Source organism: [Mycobacterium] stephanolepidis (genome assembly GCF_002356335.1).
In the GTDB taxonomy this organism is placed as follows: Bacteria; Actinomycetota; Actinomycetes; order Mycobacteriales; family Mycobacteriaceae; genus Mycobacterium; species Mycobacterium stephanolepidis.
In genome coordinates, this window is record NZ_AP018165.1 from 2,325,783 (window position 1) to 2,348,609 (window position 22,827).

19 protein-coding genes and 1 riboswitch are annotated in these 22,827 nt (G+C 64.9%); of the genes, 14 read left to right on the forward strand and 5 right to left on the reverse strand.

All coding sequences use genetic code 11. The annotated features are described in order from the left end of the window. Nucleotides 1-184: 184 nt before the first annotated feature. From MSTE_RS11460 to gcvP, 14 genes are all read left to right on the forward strand, one after another. Entirely contained in the window at nucleotides 185-661 is a 477-nt protein-coding gene (locus MSTE_RS11460) for a type II toxin-antitoxin system Rv0910 family toxin (protein WP_030097979.1), read from the forward strand. A 46-nt stretch (nucleotides 662-707) separates the two neighbouring features. Next, on the forward strand, nucleotides 708-1,979 hold the full coding sequence (locus MSTE_RS11465; RefSeq protein WP_096501301.1) for an acyl-CoA dehydrogenase family protein: 1,272 nt from the start codon (nucleotides 708-710) through the stop codon (nucleotides 1,977-1,979). 40 nt (nucleotides 1,980-2,019) lie between these two features. Next, a complete protein-coding gene (locus MSTE_RS11470) occupies nucleotides 2,020-2,853 on the forward strand; it encodes a GNAT family N-acetyltransferase (RefSeq protein WP_096501303.1) in 834 nt (277 codons plus the stop codon). Nucleotides 2,854-2,912: 59 nt separating this feature from the next. Further along, nucleotides 2,913-5,237: an accessory Sec system translocase SecA2 gene (gene secA2 / locus MSTE_RS11475; protein WP_162291411.1), complete on the forward strand. Its 2,325-nt coding sequence runs from the start codon at nucleotides 2,913-2,915 to the stop codon at nucleotides 5,235-5,237. A 56-nt stretch (nucleotides 5,238-5,293) separates the two neighbouring features. Further along, the gene (locus tag MSTE_RS11480) at nucleotides 5,294-5,890 is read left to right on the forward strand and encodes a CDP-alcohol phosphatidyltransferase family protein (RefSeq protein ID WP_096501305.1); all 597 of its coding nucleotides are present in this window, start codon (nucleotides 5,294-5,296) and stop codon (nucleotides 5,888-5,890) included. A 1-nt stretch (nucleotide 5,891) separates the two neighbouring features. Beyond that, on the forward strand, nucleotides 5,892-6,836 hold the full coding sequence (locus tag MSTE_RS11485) for a DUF881 domain-containing protein (RefSeq protein ID WP_096501307.1): 945 nt from the start codon (nucleotides 5,892-5,894) through the stop codon (nucleotides 6,834-6,836). 36 nt (nucleotides 6,837-6,872) lie between these two features. Beyond that, a complete protein-coding gene (locus MSTE_RS11490) occupies nucleotides 6,873-7,205 on the forward strand; it encodes a small basic family protein (RefSeq protein ID WP_005058551.1) in 333 nt (110 codons plus the stop codon). 4 nt (nucleotides 7,206-7,209) lie between these two features. After that, a complete protein-coding gene (locus MSTE_RS11495) occupies nucleotides 7,210-7,989 on the forward strand; it encodes a DUF881 domain-containing protein (protein WP_096501309.1) in 780 nt (259 codons plus the stop codon). Between the two features lie 53 nt (nucleotides 7,990-8,042). Beyond that, nucleotides 8,043-8,438, forward strand: a complete 396-nt coding sequence (gcvH, locus tag MSTE_RS11500) for a glycine cleavage system protein GcvH (protein ID WP_030097971.1) — start codon at nucleotides 8,043-8,045, stop codon at nucleotides 8,436-8,438. 227 nt (nucleotides 8,439-8,665) lie between these two features. Further along, nucleotides 8,666-9,139 carry a glycogen accumulation regulator GarA gene (gene garA / locus MSTE_RS11505; protein WP_030097970.1) on the forward strand — a complete coding sequence of 158 codons (474 nt, stop codon included), beginning with the start codon at nucleotides 8,666-8,668 and terminating at the stop codon, nucleotides 9,137-9,139. Beyond that, entirely contained in the window at nucleotides 9,136-9,879 is a 744-nt protein-coding gene (gene ftsR, locus MSTE_RS11510; RefSeq protein WP_096501311.1) for a transcriptional regulator FtsR, read from the forward strand. The genes garA and ftsR overlap by 4 nt, the downstream gene beginning before the upstream one ends. Before the next feature lie 45 nt (nucleotides 9,880-9,924). Further along, nucleotides 9,925-10,428: a bifunctional nuclease family protein gene (locus tag MSTE_RS11515; protein WP_030097968.1), complete on the forward strand. Its 504-nt coding sequence runs from the start codon at nucleotides 9,925-9,927 to the stop codon at nucleotides 10,426-10,428. Between the two features lie 224 nt (nucleotides 10,429-10,652). Further along, nucleotides 10,653-11,276, forward strand: a complete 624-nt coding sequence (locus tag MSTE_RS11520) for a MerR family transcriptional regulator (protein WP_096501313.1) — start codon at nucleotides 10,653-10,655, stop codon at nucleotides 11,274-11,276. A 62-nt stretch (nucleotides 11,277-11,338) separates the two neighbouring features. Beyond that, nucleotides 11,339-11,436: riboswitch (glycine riboswitch) on the forward strand. 185 nt (nucleotides 11,437-11,621) lie between these two features. Beyond that, entirely contained in the window at nucleotides 11,622-14,450 is a 2,829-nt protein-coding gene (gene gcvP, locus MSTE_RS11525; RefSeq protein ID WP_096505756.1) for an aminomethyl-transferring glycine dehydrogenase, read from the forward strand. A gap of 55 nt (nucleotides 14,451-14,505) precedes the next feature. Here gcvP and MSTE_RS11530 read toward each other — a convergent pair whose 3' ends face one another. From MSTE_RS11530 to MSTE_RS11550, 5 genes are all read right to left on the reverse strand, one after another. Beyond that, on the reverse strand, nucleotides 14,506-16,374 hold the full coding sequence (locus MSTE_RS11530) for a vWA domain-containing protein (RefSeq protein ID WP_096501315.1): 1,869 nt from the start codon (nucleotides 16,372-16,374) through the stop codon (nucleotides 14,506-14,508). A gap of 201 nt (nucleotides 16,375-16,575) precedes the next feature. After that, the gene (locus MSTE_RS11535; protein ID WP_096501317.1) at nucleotides 16,576-18,771 is read right to left on the reverse strand and encodes a malate synthase G; all 2,196 of its coding nucleotides are present in this window, start codon (nucleotides 18,769-18,771) and stop codon (nucleotides 16,576-16,578) included. 100 nt (nucleotides 18,772-18,871) lie between these two features. After that, nucleotides 18,872-19,927, reverse strand: coding sequence for a hemolysin family protein (locus MSTE_RS11540; protein WP_096505757.1), 1,056 nt, complete (start codon nucleotides 19,925-19,927; stop codon nucleotides 18,872-18,874). A 5-nt stretch (nucleotides 19,928-19,932) separates the two neighbouring features. Then, a complete protein-coding gene (locus tag MSTE_RS11545; RefSeq protein ID WP_057963447.1) occupies nucleotides 19,933-21,282 on the reverse strand; it encodes a hemolysin family protein in 1,350 nt (449 codons plus the stop codon). Nucleotides 21,283-21,386: 104 nt separating this feature from the next. Beyond that, nucleotides 21,387-22,823, reverse strand: coding sequence for a GuaB1 family IMP dehydrogenase-related protein (locus tag MSTE_RS11550; protein WP_096501319.1), 1,437 nt, complete (start codon nucleotides 22,821-22,823; stop codon nucleotides 21,387-21,389). Nucleotides 22,824-22,827: the final 4 nt, after the last annotated feature.

Genomic DNA, 22,827 nt, shown 5'->3' on the forward strand with positions numbered 1-22,827 from the left:
CCGCCGAATCGGGTTCATCCACCCACAGGTCTGTCGGTATTTGACGGCAGTACACCTGCATTTAGTCGGCTCGCAGTGCGAGATCAGCGGTAATTGCATCTTACATACACGAGGGTATGTATGTTACGTTCGGAACCGCTGGTACCAATCCGTGCCAGACCATTGACAAAGGAGTCTTCCGCCCATGTCCGAGCTGCACTCCAGCATCGACCTCCCGTACAGCATCGACAAACTCTGGTCGGTGTTGCCGGACCTCAACAAGTACGACGAGTGGATGACCATCCACACCGGATTCAAGGGCGACGTCCCGGCGATCGAGGACATCAAGGTCGGCACCAAGTTCTCCGAAATCGTCACCCTTATGGGCATGGCCAACACGGTCGAGTGGACCGTGCAGGAATTCACCCCGGCAGATGAGGTGCTGTCCGCGAAGAAGGGCGCATTCAAGCTGGGCGGGACCGGTATGGCCGGGGTCGAGGCCATCATCAAGTCGAGTGTCGAGGAAATCGATGCCGACAACACCCGGGTGAACGTGGACTCGTCCTTCACCGGGCAGATGCTCACCGGGGCAATCGGCACTGCGATCGACAAGGCCGTGCAAGAAGAGCTCGAAAACTCCGTCGCCCGCCTCAAGGAGTTGCTGGCCAAGGAACTCGGCTAACCGAGTCCGCCGACGTCGATCACTTTCACAGGAGAAAGCAGGAGACATGCTCGACTGGTCACCCATTGACCTTGCGGTGCGTGACGCCGTTCGCCAGTTCATCGACAAGGAGGTCAGGCCTCACGTCGATGCGCTGGAGTCCGGCGAGATGGAGCCGTACCCCATCATCCGAAAGATGTTCGCAACCTTCGGCATCGACGCTCTTGCCAAAGAGGCGCTGCAGAAGCAGATTGAGAAGAAGAAGACCCGGGAGGCCGCACTGGCGGCCGGTCAACCGCTAGAGGACTCCAAGAAGTCCGACGGCGGGGGAGTCATGGGGCTCGCAGGCGGGTCGGCCGGTATGGGATTCGTGCTTACCAGCGAAATCTCGCGTGTCTGTATGGGTTTGGTGACGGGCATGGGCGTCAGTATGGGCCTGACCGTCCCGACCATCGCCTCCCGCGGCACCGCCGCGCAGATGGAGCGCTGGCTGCCCGAGCTGGTCGCCTACGAAAAGGTGGGTGCGTGGGCCATCACCGAACCCGATTCGGGCTCGGACGCATTCGGCGGAATGAAGACATATGTCACCCGCGACGGCGAAGACTACATCCTCAACGGTCAGAAGACCTTCATCACCAACGGGCCCGATGCCGATGTGATCGTGGTCTACGCCAAGCTGGATGAGAAGGACCCTTCTGTCGACAAGCGGGACCGCACGGTGCTGACCTTCGTTCTCGACAAGGGCATGGAGGGCTTTACTCAGTCGAAACCCTTCCGCAAGATGGGTATTCACAGTTCCCGCACCGGCCAGTTGTTCTTCGAGAATGTCCGTCTGGGCAAAGACCGGCTCCTCGGCGAATCCGAGGCCAACGATCAGGGCGACGGCCGCGACAGCGCCCGCGCGAACTTCTCGATGGAACGTATCGGCGTGGCGGCGCTCGCACTCGGTGTCATCGAAGAGTGCCTGCGGCTCTCGCTGGACTACGCCAAGACACGCACCCTGTGGGGCAAGGAGATCGCCCAGTTCCAACTGATCCAGCTCAAGCTGGCCAAGATGGAAGTGGCCCGGCTCAACGTGCGGAACATGCTGTTTCACGCCATCGAGAGCCTCTCGGAGAACAAGACGCCCTCCCTGGCGGAGGCCTCGGCCATCAAGCTGTATTGCTCGGAGGCCGCCACCGATGTCGCGATGGACGCCGTGCAGCTCTTCGGCGGCAATGGCTACATGACCGAGTACCGCGTCGAACAGCTGGCGCGCGACGCCAAGTCGCTCATGATCTACGCAGGCAGCAACGAGGTTCAGATCACGCACATCGCCAAGGGGCTGCTGGCGGGATAATCGGCTCGACACATTCGCGTCGCCGTATCACGCTGAGTCGATGCGGGCGCACCTTCACGAGGATCTGGCGGAGTACTGGGCCCTGGCGGGGCCGCTGTACTCCGCCGATCCCGTGCTGCACACCTTTGAACTCCATCTCGCGGCGCGCCTGCGGCAGCCGGACTCCGATCCTGCGGCGGCACTGATCACCTTTACCGATCTGGATCATCTGGCGGGAGCGGCTCTGGGGACCAACCAGGGGCTCGTCTGCAATGCCATTCCCACGGCCGGGATCACTCCCGCGGTGAACATGCTGGCCGACAACGCGATATCGCTGCCATCGGTGCGGGGGTCGCGTGCGGTGACATTGGCGGTGGCCGACGCCTGGTTGTCCAAGACCGGCGCCACGGTCTGCGGCACCACCGACGAGCGGCTCTACCGCCTCGCCGATCTCATACCGCCAGGGACAGCGGGCGAGGCCGTGCTGGTCGCGGCAGGGGACATCGAGGCCTTGGTGCCGTGGAGCATCGAATACGGCAGGGAAACCTTCGGCGTCGACAAGCCCGCCGACGAAGCGCGGCGCCGGCTGACTGGCTCCTACCGATTGGGGGACGTCTACCTGTGCTGGGACCGCGGCGGGATCCCTGTCGCGATGGCGGGCGTCCGGGCCCCCATCGAAGGGGTGTCACGAGTGGGCCCCGTCTACACGCCACCGCCGCACCGGGGCCACGGCTACGGCAGCGCCGTGACCGCGGCGGCCTGCGAATGGGCGCGTCAGGCAGGTGCCCGCGAGATCGTACTGACCACTGATCTGGCCAACCCCACCTCCAATTCCATCTACCGCAAGCTCGGATTCCGGGCCGTCGCCGATTCGGTGATCGTGGAATTCGCCTGAGGGCGCTCACTGGACTTAACGATCGTCGCGAAGGCGCTCCTAGCTCCCTGACGTACCGTGTGCATGTGCGCAAGTCGAACACCGCCTCACGGTTCACCGGGAAGTTCTGGAAGCTCCTCGGTGCCGCTACCGACAAGAACCAGAGCCAGTCGCTAGAGCTCGTGGATGCCTCGAAGAAGTACGACGAGAAGGCCAAGGACCTCACCGACGAACAGCTCACCAAGGCGGCCAAGAAACTCGACCTGTCCGAGGGCATCGAGTCCAAGGACATCGGCCAGTTCCTGGCGATCGTGCGTGAGGCCGCCGAGCGGACCATTGACGAGCGCCCGTTCGATGTTCAGCTGCTGGGCGCCCTGCGCATGCTCGACGGCGACGTCATCGAGATGGCCACCGGTGAGGGCAAGACTCTCACCGGTGCGATCACCGCCGCCGGCTACGCGCTGGGCGGACGCAGCGTGCACGTCATCTCGGTCAACGACTACCTGGCCCGCCGTGATGCCGAGTGGATGGGACCGTTCCTGGAGCGTCTGGGGCTGACGGTCGGCTGGATCACCGAGGAATCCACCGCAGACGAACGCCGCAAGGCCTACGCCTGTGACGTCACCTACGGGTCGGTCAACGAGATCGGCTTCGACGTGTTGCGCGACCAGCTGGCGATCGATGTCGATGCCCTGGTCTCGCCGAGCCCCGATGTCGCCGTCGTCGACGAGGCCGACTCGGTGCTCGTCGACGAGGCCCTGGTGCCTCTGGTGCTGGCCGGGACCAGCCATCGTGAAGCGCCGAGCTCGGAGGTCATCGAGGCGGTCCGTGAGCTGATCGCCGGTGAGGACTACGAGGCCGATAACGATCGCCGCAATATCTTCCTGACCGATACCGGAGCCCGGAAGCTGGAAAAGCAGCTGGGGAACATCGACCTGTACTCCGAACACCATGTCGGAACCACCCTCACCGAGGTCAACGTGGCCCTGCACGCACATGTGCTCCTGGAGCGCGATGTGCACTACATCGTGCGTGATGGCGCGGTGCACCTCATCAACTCCTCACGTGGCCGCATCGCCACGCTGCAGCGCTGGCCCGATGGTCTACAGGCAGCCGTCGAAGCCAAGGAAGGAATCGAAACCACCGACACCGGTGAGGTTCTCGACACCATCACCGTGCAGGCACTGATCAACCGCTACCCCCGCGTCAGCGGAATGACCGGCACCGCCCTGGCGGCCGGTGAGCAGCTACGGCAGTTCTACAAGCTCGGTGTCTCGCCGATCCCGCCCAACACCCCAAACATTCGCGAAGATCAGCCCGACCGCGTCTACATCACCGAGGCAAGTAAGAACGACGCGATCGTCGCGCATATCGCCGAGATCCATGCCACCGGACAGCCGGTACTGGTGGGTACCCACGACGTCGCCGAATCCGAGGCACTGCATCACCGTTTGGTGCGTGCAGGGGTTCCGGCTGTCGTGCTGAACGCCAAGAACGACGCCGAGGAGGCCCGCGTGATCGCCGAGGCCGGCGCGCTCAAGGCAGTCACGGTCTCCACGCAGATGGCCGGCCGCGGTACCGATATCCGTCTGGGAGGCTCCGACGAGACCGATTACGACGCCGTCGTCGAAGCGGGTGGACTACACGTCGTGGGCACCGGACGCCACCGCACCGAACGACTCGACAACCAGCTGCGCGGACGCGCGGGACGCCAGGGCGACCCCGGGTCGTCGGTCTTCTTCTCCAGCTGGGAGGACGAGGTCGTTGTCGCATATCTGGATTCGGCCAAGCTGCCCACCGAGACAGACGAGAACGGGCAGATTGTCAGCACCAAGGCCGGGGGGCTCATCGACCACGCCCAGCGCGTCGCCGAGGGTGCGATGCTCGACCTGCATGCCAACACGTGGCGGTACAACCAGCTGATCGCCCAGCAGCGCGCCATCATCTCCGAGCGCCGCGACACCCTGCTACGCACCGACACCGCCCGTAAGGAGCTTCAGGAGCGCTCGGCAGAGCGCTATGACGAGCTGGCCGAGGAGCTTTCGGAAGAACGCCTGGAGCGCATCTCACGGGAGATCATGCTGTACCACCTCGATCGGGGCTGGGCCGACCACCTGGCGTACCTCTCCGATGTGCGCGAGAGCATCCACCTGCGCGCGCTCGGGCGGCAGAACCCGATCGACGAGTTCCACCGGCTCGCCGTCGACGCCTTCGCTTCGCTGGCCGCTGACGCCGTGGAAGCAGCGCAGCAGACCTTCGACACCGCGAATCTGGTTGACGAGGAACAGGGATTGGATCTGTCGAAACTTGCCCGGCCGACGTCGACGTGGACGTACATGATTCACGACGACCCGCGCAAGAACGACAGCCTGTCGATCTTGAACCTGCCCGGCGTCTTCAGCTGACGACAGACCGTCCATTTGCGCGGGGTGTACCCCCGCGAATATGAGAGGCTGGCCGGATGGGAACCGATGAGCCGCCCTCCGGAGACGACCGGATACTGACGGTCCCCAACGTGCTGAGCGTCATTCGGTTGGCGTTCATCCCGCTGTTTCTGTACCTGCTCTTGGTAAGACACGCCGATGGCTGGGCCGTCGCCATTCTGATGCTCAGCGGCTTCACCGACTGGGCCGACGGCAAGATCGCGCGGCTGATGAACCAGTCGTCGCACCTGGGCACGCTCCTGGACCCGGCTGCCGACCGGCTGTACATGGTGACCACACCGATCGCCTTCGCGATCCGGGACATCGTTCCGTGGTGGATCGTCCTCACCCTGCTGGCCCGCGACCTCATTCTCACGCTCGGACTGCCCATCGTGCGCAGTCGCGGAATCGAGGCGCTGCCGGTCATGTACATCGGCAAGGCCGCGACCTTCGCGTTGATGTCGGCATTTCCGCTGATTCTCGTCGGTGAATGGGACTCGTTGTGGGGCAGGATAATCGGACCCTGTGGATGGGCATTCCTCATTTGGGGTCTGGGCATGTATCTCTGGACTTTCGTGCTCTACGTCGCCCAGATCGTGATGGTGGTCCGGCAGCTGCCGAAGGTCAGCATCTGACATGAGTGCCGAGGACCCGATACACGGCAACGGGCCGCATCTCATGGGTGGTTTCGAACCCGAGGAGGGTCTGGGCCACCACAGTGCGAACCGGCCCAAGCGCAACCCGGTGCCGTCGCTGTTGCGCACCTTGCTTTCCGATCACCTGGACGCCGGATACGCCGAGGCGGCCGCAGCGCGCCGCGACGGGGCCGCACCGCGCTCACGCCTGGCCGAATGGGGTTGGCAGGCAGTCGCTGCCGTCGCCATTGCCGCGGTCTTCGCGGCGGCGATCGCCCAAACCACCCGTATCGCGCCCGGCGTCATGCAGGAAAAGCAGGGACTGCTGGCGAGTATCCGCAGTGAACAGCGTGACTCGGGAGCCCTGGAGTCGACGCGAGACCAGCTGGCGGCAGAGGTGGCCGGAGCTCGGCGTAGTCAGCTGGAAGGCAACGAGCAGGGTAAGGAACTGCTGAATCGGTTGGACCAGTTGGGTCTTGCGGCGGCGAGCACCGAGGTACGCGGACCCGCGCTGATCGTTACGCTGGCCGACCCGGGCAGCGCGGGCGACCTCTCGGACGTCTCGAAGGAACGCATCCCGCGCAGCCAGCAGGTCATTCTCGACCGCGACATGCAGCTCGTCGTGAACTCGCTGTGGAACAGTGGTGCAGAGGCGATTTCGGTATCGGATGTCCGGATAGGCCCGAACGTCACGATGCGTCAGGCCGGGGGAGCGATCCTGGTGGACAACCAGCCCATCAGTTCGCCGTACCGGATCGTCGCCGTCGGCCCCGCGAATACGATGAAAGCCTCATTCGAGCGCAGCCCGGGAATGGCTAGGATGCGGCTTCTGCAGAAGTCGTACGGCATCAGACTAACCCTGGGCACCCAGGAGAACGTCCAATTGGCTCCCGCAGTCAATCGGGACGTCAAGTACGCCAAAGAAATTCCAGCAGGAGGCCGTTGAGGTGACCCGGACGGTGAACAGGAGAGGAAGTAATCGATGATCGGCATAGTCGCGCTGGCGATCGGCGTGGTTTTGGGGCTGGTGTTTCACCCGAACGTGCCCGACGCGGTCGCCCCATACTTGCCGATCGCGGTGGTCGCGGCGCTCGATGCCCTTTTCGGCGGCGCCCGGGCCTATCTGGACCAGATTTTCGATTCGAAGGTGTTCGTGGTCTCCTTCGTGTTCAACGTGCTGGTGGCGGCGCTGATCGTGTTCGTGGGCGACCAGCTCGGAGTGGGTACGCAGCTGTCCACGGCCATCATCGTCGTTCTCGGCATTCGGATCTTCGGAAACGCAGCCGCCCTGCGACGCAGGTTGTTTGGGGCATAAGCCAGTGAACCAATCCCATCCCGCACAGCCGGATCCACGGCCCGAACCGCACCCCGGCAAGCACGAGATGCCCAAAACGCGCCGGCCGCCGACGCGTACCCAGGTCATCTTTGGAGTGTTGGGCGTCGCGCTGTGCGCGCTGCTGGGCCTGGCCATCACCACCCAGGTCCGCCAAACCGAATCCGGTGATGGCCTGGACGCCGCGCGACCCGCCGACCTGCTGGTGCTGCTGGACTCCTTGCAACAGCGCGACGCCAACCTGAACAAGGAGATCGCGGATCTGCAGCAGAGCCTTATCACGATGCGCGCCAGCGGAACCGGCAACCAGGCCGTGATCAACGACGCGAAGGCTCGACTGTCCGCGCTGTCCATCATGGCGGGGACCGTCGGGGCGACCGGTCCCGGTGTGATCCTCACCATTGACGATCCGGGGCAGGGCCTGGGTGCGGAAGCCCTACTGGACATCATCAACGAGCTGCGGGCCGCCGGCGCCGAGGCCATCGAGATCAAGTCGGGCGACCAGTCGGTGCGCATCGGGGCCGATTCCTGGGTCACCGGGGCCGCGGGACAGCTCATCGTCGACGGCGTGCTGCTCACACCTCCGTATTCGGTTCTGGCGATAGGCGATCCACCGACACTCGCGGCGGCGATGAACATTCCGGGCGGTGCCGTCGACACCGTCTCGCGGGTTGGCGGCGGCGTTACTATCGACCAGCCGGCGCGCGTAGACATCACCACCTTGCGGGAACCGAAACCGCGCCAATACGCTCAGCCCGGCAAGTAGCCCCCAGGCCAGCGACCACGCAGACCACTGACCGAGAGCAAGGATGATTCACCGTGACCGAAATTCCTGCCGACCTGCACTACACCGAGGAACACGAATGGGTGCGGCGCACCGGTGAGCGCACCGTGCGTATCGGAATCACCGACTACGCACAGTCGCAGCTCGGTGATGTGGTGTTTGTTCAGCTGCCGGATGTGGGCTCGGACCTGAGTGCCGGCTCGACGTTCGGCGAGGTGGAGTCCACCAAGTCGGTGTCGGACCTTTTCGCGCCGATCACCGCGAAAGTTGTTGCCGCGAATGGCGATTTGGATTCCAACCCGCAGCTGGTCAATTCTGATCCGTACGGCGAGGGCTGGTTGGTCGATCTTGAGGTCGCCAGCGAGGCCGATCTCGACGCGGCTCTTAATGACCTCTTAGACGCATCGGGATATGGTGACGCCACCGATTAGGAGGGCACCAGTTCTCCAAACAGTCCGATGACCACAATTTCGGGTGGACCACTGGCGGATACGGCAGAGGTGGCCCGTTACGGGCAGTCAGACGGTACGGTCGGAAATGAGCGACGATGAGCGCTCGCCGCGAAGAGCATGAGGGCAGATGAGGGTCGCGAAGGGCGTCATGCTCAACGAGATCCGCACTGACAATCGAATCCTCCAGGGGCGAGGAAGAAGGAGCGATGGTGACCGATAACGACAAGGACGACACGTCAGGCGAGGTCACCGCGGAGACGACCTCGGTGTTCCGCGCCGATTTCGCCACCGAGCTGGAAGCGCCCGCGCAGGCCGGTAACGATGTGTCGGGTGTCGAGGGATTGCCTGCCGGTTCGGCACTGTTGGTGGTCAAGCGTGGACCCAACGCGGGATCGCGTTTTCTGCTCGATCAAGCAACCACGTCCGCCGGACGGCACCCCGACAGCGATATTTTTCTCGATGACGTCACGGTGAGCCGCCGTCACGCCGAATTCCGGCTTGACAGTGATGAATTCCAGGTAGTCGACGTGGGCAGCCTCAACGGGACCTATGTCAACCGCGAGCCGGTGGATTCGGCGGTGCTCGCCAACGGCGACGAAGTGCAGATCGGAAAGTTCCGTCTGGTCTTCCTGACCGGGCCGAAGTCGGCAGGCGATGACACCGCCCCGGGTGGCCAGTGACAGCTCCCGACCGGCCGGCTCTCACCGGAATGTCGATCGGGTCGGTACTCGACCTGTTGCGTCCGGAGTTTCCGGACGTCACGATCTCGAAGATTCGATTCCTCGAATCAGAGGGACTGGTTACCCCGTCGCGTAGCGCGTCGGGGTATCGCCGGTTTTCGGCCTATGACGCCGAACGGCTTCGGTTCATCCTCACCGCGCAACGTGATCACTACCTGCCGCTGAAGGTGATCAAGGAGCAGCTTGATGCGCAGCCCGACGGAGCGCTGCCCGATGTGGCGGGTTTCACCGGCGGCCCGCGTCTCTTTGCCATCACCGATGGCGACAGCGCCAACAGTGTTGCCCGTCAAGGAATTCCATCTACGCGCCCCACACGGCTCAGCCGTGAAGACCTGTTGTCGCGTTCCGGTGCCGATGAGGTGCTGCTGACCTCGCTCATCAAGGCGGGGATCATCACCGCCGGACCCGGCGGTTTCTTCGACGAGTACACGGTCCTGATCGTTCAGTGCGCCGCCGAGCTGGCCGATTACGGCGTCGAGCCGCGTCATCTGCGCACGTTCCGCTCCGCGGTCGACCGAGAGACCGATCTGATCGCCCAGATTGTGGGCCCAACCGTCAAAGCCAACAAGGCAGGAGCCCGCGACCGCGCCGATGACCTGATCCGGGAGGTGGCGGCGCTGTCGATCGCGCTCCACGGCGCGATGATCAAGTCCGCGGTGCGCGGCGTCCTCGATCGCTGAGGACTAGACTCGCGGTACGACAGAAGTACTGGTGTTGGAGGCCCGATGAGCGAAGTTCGAGTCGTGGGAATCCGCGTGGAACAGCCCCAGAACCAGCCGGTGTTGTTGCTGCGGGAGTCTGCCGGCGATCGTTACCTGCCGATATGGATCGGTCAGTCCGAGGCCGCGGCCATCGCCCTGGAACAACAGGGGGTAGAACCGGCGCGGCCGCTCACCCATGACCTGATTCGTGATCTCATTGCCGCCCTTGGGCATTCGCTCAAGGAGGTGCGGATCGTGGATCTTCAGGAGGGGACGTTCTACGCGGACCTGGTTTTCGACAGCGATATCCGGGTGTCGGCACGCCCATCGGATTCGGTGGCAATCGCGCTGCGCGTGGGAGTTCCGATCTACGTCGAGGAAGCCGTGTTGGCCGAGGCAGGGCTGATCATTCCCGATGAGGACGATGAGGATTCTGGCGGAGCGTTGCGAGAAGACGAGGTGGAGAAGTTCAAGGAATTCCTCGACAGCGTGTCGCCCGACGACTTCAAGGCCACGGAAGGCCCGTAACAGGGCCTTAAGTAACGAGTAAGTCTCAACCTGAGCTTTACGGTCACGGCCCGGGCGCGTCGCATTGACCGTGATTTCCCGGGGGCCATAATTTGACTCAGCGGCCGGCACGGGGCAGCGCAAAGGGCGTATGCTCGGAGGATTCGTGCTTGGACGAACGCACTACCGGCGAACTGAGAACCACAGGACGGTAGCCGGAGAAGCGATCGCGAGAGGGAGCAGAAGTGGTTGAAGAGCCGCAGCAGGGGCAGCTGGAGATGACATTGGACAACGGCGCCACCGGTTCCGTCGACTCCGCGTCTACCGGGCCTGTCCAGCCGGGTCTTTTCCCGGATGACTCCGTTCCCGACCAGCTCGTCGGCTACCGCGGACCCAGTGCCTGCCAGGTTGCTGGTATCACCTACCGCCAACTGGACTACTGGGCCCGTACCTCGCTCGTGGTTCCCTCGATCCGTGGCGCCGCCGGTTCCGGCAGCCAGCGCCTGTACTCCTTCAAGGACATCCTGGTTCTCAAGATCGTCAAGCGACTGCTGGACACCGGAATTTCGCTGCAGAACATCCGGGTCGCCGTCGAGCACCTGCGTCAGCGTGGAGTCGAGGATCTCGCTAACATCACGCTGTTCTCCGATGGCACCACCGTGTACGAATGCACGTCGGCCGAAGAGGTCGTCGACCTGCTCCAGGGCGGGCAAGGTGTGTTCGGCATCGCGGTCAGCGGTGCCATGCGCGAACTGACCGGCGCCATCGCCGAGTTCCCGGGGGAGCGCGCCGACGGCGGCGAGACCATCGAGGCGCCCGAGGACGAGCTGGCCTCCCGCCGCAAGGATCGTGCTCGCAAGATCGGCTGATTCACCCGTACCAACTCGGCTGTCTGGACCCGTGGGTTAACTCGCGTAAGCTGGTCAGGCATCGCCCGTGGGCGGGAGAGTGTCATGACCGCCAGTCATGGCCGCCGAAGGAGCAACACCTCTCCGTCAATCTCTCAGGCCCCCGAACCGCTCTCGGCCCCGATGCCTCTGAAAAGCGGTGATCCGACCTTGTGACCGGATCACCCGCCGACGGGGAAAGGCTCTCATCCGGGAAACTGCCCGGTGAGACGACCGAATCTCTCAGGCGCCCACACCGGGTTGATGACAGAGGGAGGGGAGATGCTGTCGTGTGCCCGCCGCGCGACTCGGCCCTTCGGGAGTGTCATGTCTTTCGCCGATCGCCATATCGGTCCCACCGCCGCCGATATCGACACCATGCTCGCCACCATCGGCGTGGCCAGCCTCGACCAGCTCGCCGAGAAGGCGGTTCCGGCCAGCATCCTGGATGAGCTGCACGGCGGCCTCGCCACCGGCCTCGACGCGCTCCCCGCAGCGGCATCCGAGCACGAGGCTCTCGATGCGTTACGGAAACTGGCCAGCCACAACACGATTGCCGTATCGATGATCGGGCAGGGCTACTTCGAAACGCTGACTCCGCCCGTGCTGCGTCGGCATATTCTGGAGAATCCGGCCTGGTACACCGCCTACACGCCGTACCAGCCGGAAATCAGTCAGGGACGCCTGGAAGCGCTGCTGAACTTCCAGACCATGGTTTCCGAGCTCACCGGCCTGGACATCGCGAATGCCTCGATGCTGGACGAGGGCACTGCCGCCGCCGAGGCGATGACACTCATGCACCGCGCCGTGAAGTCTGCGTCCAACCGTCTGATCGTCGACGCCGACGTGTACGCACAGACCGCCGCCGTGATCGACACCCGCGCTCAACCACTCGGCATCGAGGTGGTGACCGCCGATCTCGCCCGGGGACTGCCTGACGGCGAGTTCTTCGGCGTCGTCGTGCAATTGCCCGGTGCGTCCGGAGTGGTACGCGACTGGTCAGCGCTCATCTCCGAGGCACATCAGCGCGGTGCGCTGGTAGCGGTGGGCGCCGACCTGCTGGCCCTGACCCTCATCGCCCCGCCCGGAGACATCGGTGCCGACGTCGCCTTCGGCACCACGCAACGTTTTGGCGTGCCGATGGGATTCGGTGGACCGCACGCCGGCTACCTGGCCGTGCACACCGCCCACGCCCGGCAGCTGCCCGGGCGCCTCGTCGGGGTATCGGTGGATGCCGATGGCGCACCCGCCTACCGGCTCTCCTTGCAGACCCGTGAGCAGCACATCCGCCGCGACAAGGCCACCAGCAATATCTGTACCGCGCAGGTGCTGTTGGCCGTGATGGCCGCCATGTACGCGAGCTACCACGGCCCGGAAGGCTTGCGTGCCATCGCCACCCGGGTGCACCGCAACGCGCAGCTGTTGGCCTCCGGGCTGACTCGCGGCGGCCACACCGTGGTGCACGACCAGTTCTTCGACACCGTTTTGGTGCACGTTCCGGGCAAGGCCGCCGAGATCCAGGCCGCCGCCAAGGCCGAGGGTGTCAACATCTGGAGTCCCGACGGCGACCACGTCTCGATCGCCTGTGATGAGGCGACAACGCTGCCGCACCTGGTCTCGGTGCTACGGGCGTTTGGGTCCGATTTCGGTGGCGGAACGTCCGACACCTCGGATATCGCGACCCGCGACTCCGACTACCTGACGCACCCGGCGTTCAACCGCTACCACAGCGAAACCGAGATGATGCGCTACCTGCGTGCGCTGTCCGACAAGGACATTGCCTTGGACCGCAGCATGATTCCGCTCGGTTCGTGCACCATGAAACTCAACGCCGCCGCCGAGATGGAACCCATCACCTGGCCGCAGTTCGCCGCACAACACCCGTTCGCCCCGGCAAGCGACTCACGCGGTCTGCGCACGCTGATCGCCGACCTCGAGGGCTGGCTGGCCGATATCACCGGCTACGACAGCGTGAGTCTGCAGCCCAACGCGGGATCCCAGGGCGAATACGCGGGCCTGCTGGCCATCCGGCAGTACCACATAGACCGCGGCGAGAGCGCTCGCGATGTCTGCCTGATCCCGTCAAGTGCCCACGGCACCAACGCCGCCTCGGCTGCGCTGGCAGGCATGCGGGTTGTCGTGGTGGCCTGTCGCGAGAACGGCGATGTCGACCTGGACGACCTGCGCGCCAAGATCGCGGCGAATGCCAGCGCCCTCTCGGCGATCATGATCACCTACCCGTCCACCCACGGTGTCTACGAGCACGACATCGCCGACATCTGCGCGGCCGTGCACGACGCCGGGGGACAGGTGTACGTCGACGGCGCGAACCTGAATGCCCTTGTCGGACTTGCCCGCCCCGGGCACTTCGGCGGCGATGTGAGTCACCTGAACCTGCACAAGACCTTCTGCATCCCGCACGGTGGCGGCGGGCCCGGTGTTGGCCCCGTCGCGGTGCGCAGCCATCTCGCGCAGTATCTGCCGGGGCACCCGTACGCCCCGGAACTGCCCTCGGGCCCGCCGGTGTCGGCGGCGCCCTACGGTTCGGCATCGATCTTGCCGATCACCTGGGCCTACATCCGGATGATGGGGCCGGACGGCCTGCGGGCGGCATCGCTCACGGCGATCGCCTCGGCCAACTACCTGGCGCGCCGTCTCGACGAGTACTACCCGGTGCTCTACACCGGCGATAACGGCATGGTGGCCCACGAGTGCATCCTGGACCTACGGGAGATCACCAAGAACACCGGCGTCACCGTCGACGATGTGGCTAAGCGCTTGGCCGACTACGGTTTCCACGCGCCAACGATGAGTTTCCCGGTGGCCGGCACGCTCATGGTGGAGCCCACCGAAAGTGAGAGCCTGGCCGAGGTGGACGCCTTCTGCGAGGCGATGATCGCGATCAAGGCCGAGATCGACAAGGTCGGCTCCGGGGTGTGGCCGGTGGAGGACAACCCGCTGCGCGGGGCGCCGCACACCGCCGAGTCCCTCACCGCCGACGAGTGGCACCATCCCTACAGCCGGACCGAGGCCGCATATCCGCTGGGCAAGGGCTTCCGCCCCAAGGTGTGGCCACCGGTACGGCGGATCGATGGTGCATACGGTGACCGCAACCTGGTGTGCTCCTGCCCACCGATCGAGGCCTTCGCCCAGTAGCGATCTCTGGCGAGTGGGCCCCACCAGAGTGCGGGCCCACTCGCAGAGGACGACGTTACGACACGAAGCGGGTGATGGCTCCGGCCAGCTCGGGGCTGTTCGAGGCCGCCAGGTTCTGGTAGGCGCCGCCGGTCTGCTGAGCTAACGCCTGCCAGGTCTGCTGATCGGAGTCGTTGCCGAAGTCGATCACATTGATCCGAACCGGTCTCGCCGGATCTTTCTGACGATTGATCGTGTCGATGAGGCCGGCACTGTCCAAGCTCTGGTCGGTATGCGAGCGGCCTGCCACGATCAGCACCGAGTTGACCTGATTCGGCCGGAAGCTGTTGACCGCTTCCTGGTACACGTTGCGCAACGTGGTGAACGCCACCGCACCGTTGGAGGTCGGCTGCAGCGCCGTCAACGCGTCGGCCACACTCTGCGACCTGGGCACACCTTCGACATCGTCGGAGGCGGTACCCAGCCGCACGACGGTATTGCCTTCCCGGCCGTCGTAGGTCCAGAGCCCGACTCCCGAGCTCGGGGCGATGGTGCGTACCCGGTTGGCAAGCGCCCCGGTCACATCGGACAGCTTCACCGCGTCGGAGGACAACGAGGAATCCAGCATGATGGTGGTGGCCCCGGCGCCGGTTGAGGTGCCATCGGCGAGCGCGACCCGAATCTTGTCCTCGATGCTCAGCGGCTTGTCGACCTTGGCGAAACTCACCACATCGCTGCTGGGCAGATCCGCGCCCTCGGCGCGGAAACCGGCGGCCGCCAAATCCTTGAGCTGCTCTTTGTCTCCAAGGAAACGTGCGAATTGACTTGCCGCGGTGTGCTGTTCCTCGGAGAGCCACGGACCGTCCAGTTGAACGGTGGGATAGTCGGCGATCGGTGTCGCTCCGGCGGGCTGCCATGCGGCAATCACCTTCTTGGCGTCGCCATTGCTACGCGTGCGGGCATAGAGCTGCTGTTCGGTGGTCACCACCGCGTGCACGGCGGCACCGGGCTGCTCGCCGCCGTCCAGCAGCGCGCCGATGGCGTCGGACAAGTTGTTCGCGGGCAGCTTGGGAGCTGCGGCGGTCAACGATGCGGCCGCACCCGCGCCGAGCTCGGGCGAGTCGCCGGGGCGAACGCTGGCCGCGGCCACCGCCTCGGCGGCGAGCTGCGCCGCATCGCCATTACCGCTCGACGGCAGCACCAACCGCAGCGAACCCCAGCCGGGCAGACCGACGCCGTCGAGCGAGTTCGGAACATTTTGCAGCGCAGGCACATCCGCCCAGCTCTTGTCACTGGGAATGGCCTGACGCAGCCGGGGTGTCGTCGCGATGACGACGGGGGTGCTGACCAGAGACCGGCTGTCATTGACGATGTTGGTCTTGGAAGCGGCCTTCAGACGTGCCGAGGAGATCGAGCTGCCCGGGATCCACAAGGCCGGCTGATCACCGAGCTCGGCGGGCCACTGACCCGTCAGCCCCTTGATCACGTTGGTCGTGTCCGCCGGACGCACCGACACGGTGAAGCAGTAGTCGCCGATCACCTCGTGCTTCTTGTTGAACCGTTCGGACAGCTCACCGATACGGTCCGCGATCGACGGGTCGGCGACCACGGCGATGGCGTTGTCGCCGTGCACACAGGTGGCAGATGCCTCTGCCTGGTTGTCGGTGGTCCGCCGGTCGAAGTACCACCACAGTCCGATGGATACCGCGACCACCAGTACGGCCGCGAGTGCTCCGATCAGCCCCTTGCTGACACCCCAGTTGCTGCCACCGCTGCGATGCGACCGCTGCCAGCTACCCGTGTCGAACTCGGAGCCGGAGGTTTCGGAGCCAGAGTTCTCGGAGCCGGAGGCCGATTCGTAATCCGGCGCCGCATCGGCATCCCAACCGTCGTTGTCGTCGCGATCGTTTGGGCTACCTGACCCAGATGCGCTGTGCCTGCCCATGTGTTGTCGCGACCCTTCTGATCGTGTCTAAGTACTTGTCCAGCGGCTGCATGAGAGCCCTGCTGTGCGTCGGCCTGAGTCTACTGTCTCAGACCCCGTGAACCACGGCACGCGACACCAAACCGCAGCCAAACCGACACTCAACAGGCCGGGACGGCAACGACCCCCGACGAGGTCCAGGCACGTCAGGCAATCCGTCCGCTACTTGGCCGCCGCGGCCTTGTACTCGCGGCGACGCCGGTGCAGGATCGGTTCGGTGTATCCGTTCGGCTGGTCCTTACCCTCGAGGATCAGCTCCTTGGCGGCCTGGAAGGCGATGTTGCTGTCGAAGTCCGGAGCCATCGGGCGGTAGTCCTTGTCGCCGGCGTTCTGCCGATCGACAACCGGTGCCATCCGCTTGAGTCCCTCGACCACGTCGGCGTCGGTGATGACGTCGTGACGCAACCAGTTGGCCAGCAGCTGGCTGGAGATACGCAAGGTTGCCCGGTCTTCCATGAGCGCCACGTCGTGGATGTCTGGAACCTTGGAACAGCCGACGCCCTGATCGATCCAGCGGACCACGTAACCCAGGATCGACTGGCAGTTGTTGTCGATTTCCTCGCGGATGTCCTCCGCGGTCCAGTCATGACGCGATTCGGCCAACGGAATGGTGAGCAGGGACTCCAGTTCGGCGCGGTGCTTACCGGCGAGCTCCTGGTCCACAGCCTTGACGTCGACCTGGTGATAGTGCAGCGCGTGCAGCGTCGCGGCAGTGGGCGATGGCACCCAGGCGGTGGTGGCTCCCGCGCGGGGCTGCGCGATCTTCTGCGCGACCATGTCCGCCATCAGGTCGGGCATGGCCCACATGCCCTTACCGATCTGCGCCTTACCGGCCAAACCGGCACCCAGTCCGGTGTCGACGTTGTGGTCCTCGTACGCCAGGATCCACGGCTGCGACTTCATGACGGCCTTGCGGCACATCGGGCCGGCTTCCATCGAGGTGTGGATCTCATCGCCGGTGCGGTCCAGGAAGCCGGTGTTGATGAAGACCACCCGATCCGAGGCGGCCTTGATGGCGGCCTTGAGGTTGACGGTGGTGCGGCGCTCCTCGTCCATGATGCCGACCTTGAGGGTGGCGTGCGGCAGTCCGAGCACCTCTTCGACACGGCCGAACAGCTCGGCGGTGAAGGCCACTTCCTCGGGCCCGTGCATCTTGGGCTTCACGATGTAGATGGACCCGGTGCGGCTGTTCTTCAGTGGGCCGCTCTTCTTGCCGGAACGCAGACCGTGGATGGCGATCAGGCTGGTGAACAAAGCATCCTGGATGCCCTCGGGCATCTCGTTGCCCGCGGCATCGACGATGGCGTCATTGGTCATCAGATGACCGACGTTGCGGACGAACAGCAAGCTGCGGCCCGGCAGGGTCAGCTCGCCCTTGCCGTCCGGGGTGTTGAACACGCGGTCCTCGTTGAGCACCCGGGTGAATGTCTTGCCGCCCTTGGAAACATCCTCGGACAGATCACCCTTGTTGAGTCCCAGCCAGTTTCGGTACCCGAGCACCTTGTCCTCGGCGTCCACAGCAGCCACGGAGTCCTCGAAATCCATGATCGTGGTGATCGCCGATTCCAGCACGACATCCTTGATGCCGGCCTTGTCGGTGGATCCGATGGGGGAGTCGGGGTCGATCAGAACCTCGATGTGCAGGCCATGGTTGACGAGCAGCACCGACCATTGCGGCTTGCCCAGCTTGCCGGTGTAGCCGACGAACTGATCGGGGTTCTGCAGCCCCACCGAGAGCTCGTCGCCCAGCTCGACGAGCAGCTGACCGTCGTCGATCTTCAGGCCGACGGCGTCCTTCCAGGAGCCGCCCGCCAGCGGGGCCGCGCCGTCGAGAACCTCGCGGGCGTAGGCGATGACCTTGTCGCCGCGGATCTTGTTGTAAGACGAGCCCTTCTCGGCGCCATCGGCCTCGGAGATGACATCGGTGCCGTAGAGCGCGTCGTACAGGGAGCCCCAGCGCGCGTTGGCGGCGTTGAGTGCGAAGCGAGCGTTCAGGATCGGAACCACCAGCTGCGGCCCGGCAGTCGTGGTGATCTCGTCATCCACGTTGGCGGTGGTGATGGTGAAATCTTCGGGCTCGGGGACCAGGTACCCGATCTCGGTGAGGAACTCCCGGTACGCCGACTGGTCCAGCGGCTCGATGGCGCGCTGCCGGTGCCAGCGATCGATCTGAGTTTGCAGGTCGTCCCGCCGCTCGAGAAGCTCGCGGTTCCGCGGAGCCAAATCGGTCACTACTTTGTCGACCCCGGCCCAGAAAGCGTCGGCATCCACACCGGTGCCCGGAAGGGCCTCGTTGGTGATGAAGTCGTACAGCACCCGCGCCACGCGAAGGTTGCCCACATCGACGCGATCACTCATCGCAACTCCTCTGTGTTGTTAGGGGGTCTGGGACCGGACGCTCTTGCGATTCGGTGAACATTGATCCTACTCACTGGTAGCCATGTACCCCGAAACCGCTCTATATGCGGTGAGTTCCGTCACGCACGGTGCCGACGAGATCCTCCACCAAATCCTCGAGTGTGACGAGGCCCACTACGCTGCCGTCGGTGGTCGACATGAGGGCCAGATGACTGTTGCTGCGACGTAGTGCCGACAGTGCCTCCGGCAGTGGAACCGAGCCGTGCAGACGTGGGAGCGGTCGAATGAATGCGGGGTCGACAATCGCGTCCGGATCGTCACCCATGGTCAGGACGTCCTTTATGTGCAGATAGCCGAGGTAATCCCCGTGGGGCCCGATGACTGGAAAACGTGAGTAACCAGTTTCCGCCACCACGCGCTCCACGGCGGTCACCGAAGGCGCCTGCGCTGAACCCGATACCGCGATGGATCGAATCTGGTTAGCGGGCACGACCACGTCCGCGACCACACGGTGCTGGATCTGTAGCGCGCGACGCAACCGGGTGTGTTCCTCCTCGTCGAGAAGCCCCTCGGACAGCGACTCCGCGATCATCTCGGAAAGCTCCACGGTGGACACGGTAACCTCGAGCTCGTCCTTTACCGGCACCTTGACCAGCCGCAAGGCGGTGTTGGCGCACCAGTTGTAGAAGGCGATCAGGGGCCGTGCCAGCCGGATGTAAACCAGGTACGGCGGAATCAGCAGCATGGCCGCGGATTCTGGCCCCGCGATGGCGATGTTCTTGGGCACCATTTCGCCGAGCAGCACGTGCAACAACACCACGATGGACAGCGAGACGACGAATGCGATGGTGTGCGTGAGGGCGGGTGGCGCGCCCAGCAGCTCGAATGGCCGCTCCAAAAGATGTGCCACGGCCGGTTCTCCGATGCGGCCCAACAGGATTGAACAGATCGTGATACCGAGCTGGGCTCCGGCGAGCATCAGAGACAGGTTCTGACCGGCCATCATCACGGTCACGGCGCGCTTCTTTCCCGCCTCTGCCAGCGCCTCGAGTCGATCCCGGCGAGCGGAGATGAGCGCGAATTCGGCGCCGACGAAGAAGGCGTTCGCCAAAAGCATTGCGGCGGTGAGGAGTACGCCAAGTATGTCGCTGCCCATCGCGGTCATTCCCCCCGACCGTCGGCGTCGGTCAGCTCGACAAGCTCGATCTGGTCGATCCGGCGGCCATCCATGCTCGCCACCCGAGCCCGCCAGCGGGGCAACTCCGCGAACGGATGGTCCGGCACCACCGCGGACAACTCGACGGTCTCGCCGACCGTCGGGATGTGACCGAGCTCCTGTAGCACCAGGCCGCCGATCGTCTCGTACTCGCCTTCGGGGGCGCGGTATCCGGTCGCGGCGGCAACCTCGTCGATCCGCAGCAGACCCGACACCACCCAGCCGCCGCCGGAGGACACCACGTCGGGGGTGGCGTCATCGTGTTCGTCTCGGACATCACCCACGATCTCTTCGATCATGTCCTCGACCGTCACCAGCCCGGCGGTGCCGCCGTACTCGTCAACCACCAGTGCGGTCTGCATGCCGTTGGCCCGCACCTGCTCCATCACGGCATCGCCGTCGAGGGTGGAGGGCACTACCGCGACGGGCCGGGCCAGGCTGGCCAGGGTGGTCGTGGCGCGCTGCTCCCGTGGCACCTCGAAGATCTGCTTCACGTGGACGATGCCGATCGTCGCGTCCAGGTCGCCTTCGGTGATCGGGAACCGTGAGAAGCCGGTGTCCACGGCGATGGCAACCAAGTCGGCAACGGTGTCCGTCGCTTCGAGAGATTCGATCTCGGTGCGCGGGGTCATGAGTTCTTCAGCCGTACGGCTCCCGAATCGCAACGAGCGGTCCACCAGTACCGCGGTGGTTTCGTCCAGTGCACCGCTGCGGGCCGAGGTGCGCACCAACGAGCCCAACTCCTGGGGCGAGCGCGCCGAGCGCAGCTCTTCGGCGGGTTCGATGCCCATGCGTCGCAGCACCCAGTTGGCGATTCCGTTCAATGCCCGGATCGCGAAGGCGAATACTGCCGAGAACAGCACCATCGGGCCCGCGGTGGCGCGTGAGGTCCAGATGGGACGTGCCAGCGCGAAGTTCTTGGGGACGAGCTCGCCGAAAATCATCGATATCGAGGTGGCGAGGATCAGCGCCAGCGCCAGCGATATGGCGCTGCTGACGGCCACCCCGGTGTACCCGATCACCTGCGTGAGCAGGCGCGCGATCACCGGTTCGGCCAAATACCCGGTGACAAGCGTGGTGATGGTGATGCCGAGCTGGGCGCCGGACAGCTGGAACGACAGCGTGCTGTGTGCCCGTTTGACTAACCTGTCTCGGCCGTCACCGGTCTTGGCGCGTGCCTCGATGGAGCTTCGTTCCAATGCGGTCAGGGAGAACTCGGCCGCCACGAAGAGTGCCGTCCCCGCGGTCAGCGCCACGAACGCAAGCAAGCTCAGCCCGGTGAATAAGAGCGTCACCGCTGGCTGGCCCCTTAGGTTGAGTGATCACACGGTGTGACCATCGTGAGGCTCATGGTAACGGTGCAGATGGCCCGCAGGTACTCAACCATCGGGGAGGATGGTCACCAACCTTCGGGAAGCGGGCGTCCCTCGGCAAATCCGGCGGCGGACTGGACACCCAGAACCACCCGTTCGTGCAGCTCGGCCAGCGTGCGTGCCCCGACATATGTGCAGGTGCTGCGCACGCCGGAGATGATGTGGTCGATGAGGTCCTCGACACCGGGCCGTTGTGGGTCCAATTCGATTCGTGACGTGGAGATGCCCTCTTCGAACAGGCTCTTACGGGCCTGGTCAAAGGCGCTGTCACCGGCGGTGCGGGCAGCCACGGCGCGTTTGGACGCCATCCCGAAACTGTCCTTGTAGCGCCGGCCACTGGCCGAGAGCTGCAGATCGCCGGGCGATTCGTGAGTGCCCGCGAACCAGGAACCGATCATCACGTTGGCGGCACCCGCGGCGAGTGCAAGCGCGACATCCCGCGGGTGCCGAACCCCGCCGTCCGCCCACACGTGGGCGCCGAGTTCCCTTGCCGCGGCTGCACATTCGATGACTGCCGACAGCTGCGGGCGACCCACTCCGGTCATCATCCGGGTGGTGCACATGGCGCCCGGGCCCACGCCCACCTTCACGATGTCCGCGCCGGCCGCGATCAGATCCCGGGTGCCCTGCGCCGACACCACATTGCCCGCCGCGATCGGCACACCCAGCGACAACTTCGCGACCGACGTCAGCACCTCGATCATCTTCTGCTGATGTCCATGCGCGGTGTCGATGACCAGCAGATCCACCCCGGCCTGCGCCAGGGCGGTCGCCTTGGCGCGGACATCGCCGTTGATGCCGACGGCACCGGCGACCCGTAGGCGTCCACTCGCGTCTACGGCCGGCGTGTACAAACCCGCCCGGATCGCCCCGGTACGGGTGAGGATTCCCGCCATGGTTCCGTCCGGTCGCGTCAGCACCGCCACCGGTACGTGAGCCTCGGCCAGGCGGTCGAAGATCGCCCGCGGATCGGTCCCTGTCGGGGCCGCGACGAAGTCGGCGGTTGCGATGTCGCGTACGCGGGTGAACCTGTCGATGCCGGTACATGCGGCCTCGGTGACGAGTCCTCGCGGCTTGCCGTCCTCGAGTACCACCGCGGCCCCGTGCGAGCGCTTGTGGATCAGGGCCACCGCCTCACCGGCAGAATCGTCCGGAGCCAGGGTCACGGGCGTGTCGTAGACCAGATCACGGCTCTTGATGAATTCGACGGTCTGTGCGACCGCTTCCACCGGAAGATCTTGGGGCAGCACGGTGATTCCGCCACGGCGAGCGACGGTCTCGGCCATCCTCCGCCCCGCCACCGCCGTCATGTTGGCCACCACGATCGGGATCGTGGTGCCGGTGCCGTCGGCGGTGGTCAGGTCGACATCGAACCGCGAGGTGACATCCGAGTGGTTCGGCACCACGAAGACATCGTCGTAGGTGAGGTCGTACGGTGGTCGCTGCCCGTCTAGAAACCGCACAGTA

What these genes read in the sequence shown, in the direction of transcription:
- MSTE_RS11460 (WP_030097979.1), top strand. Translation starts at nt 185, where the DNA reads ATGTCCGAGCTGCACTCCAGCATCGACCTCCCGTACAGCATCGACAAA.
- MSTE_RS11465 (WP_096501301.1), top strand. Translation starts at nt 708, where the DNA reads ATGCTCGACTGGTCACCCATTGACCTTGCGGTGCGTGACGCCGTTCGC.
- MSTE_RS11470 (WP_096501303.1), top strand. Translation starts at nt 2,020, where the DNA reads ATGCGGGCGCACCTTCACGAGGATCTGGCGGAGTACTGGGCCCTGGCG.
- MSTE_RS11480 (WP_096501305.1), top strand. Translation starts at nt 5,294, where the DNA reads ATGGGAACCGATGAGCCGCCCTCCGGAGACGACCGGATACTGACGGTC.
- MSTE_RS11485 (WP_096501307.1), top strand. Translation starts at nt 5,892, where the DNA reads ATGAGTGCCGAGGACCCGATACACGGCAACGGGCCGCATCTCATGGGT.
- MSTE_RS11490 (WP_005058551.1), top strand. Translation starts at nt 6,873, where the DNA reads ATGATCGGCATAGTCGCGCTGGCGATCGGCGTGGTTTTGGGGCTGGTG.
- garA (WP_030097970.1), top strand. Translation starts at nt 8,666, where the DNA reads ATGGTGACCGATAACGACAAGGACGACACGTCAGGCGAGGTCACCGCG.
- MSTE_RS11515 (WP_030097968.1), top strand. Translation starts at nt 9,925, where the DNA reads ATGAGCGAAGTTCGAGTCGTGGGAATCCGCGTGGAACAGCCCCAGAAC.
- gcvP (WP_096505756.1), top strand. Translation starts at nt 11,622, where the DNA reads ATGTCTTTCGCCGATCGCCATATCGGTCCCACCGCCGCCGATATCGAC.
- MSTE_RS11530 (WP_096501315.1), bottom strand. Translation starts at nt 16,374, where the DNA reads ATGGGCAGGCACAGCGCATCTGGGTCAGGTAGCCCAAACGATCGCGAC.
- MSTE_RS11535 (WP_096501317.1), bottom strand. Translation starts at nt 18,771, where the DNA reads ATGAGTGATCGCGTCGATGTGGGCAACCTTCGCGTGGCGCGGGTGCTG.
- MSTE_RS11540 (WP_096505757.1), bottom strand. Translation starts at nt 19,927, where the DNA reads ATGGGCAGCGACATACTTGGCGTACTCCTCACCGCCGCAATGCTTTTG.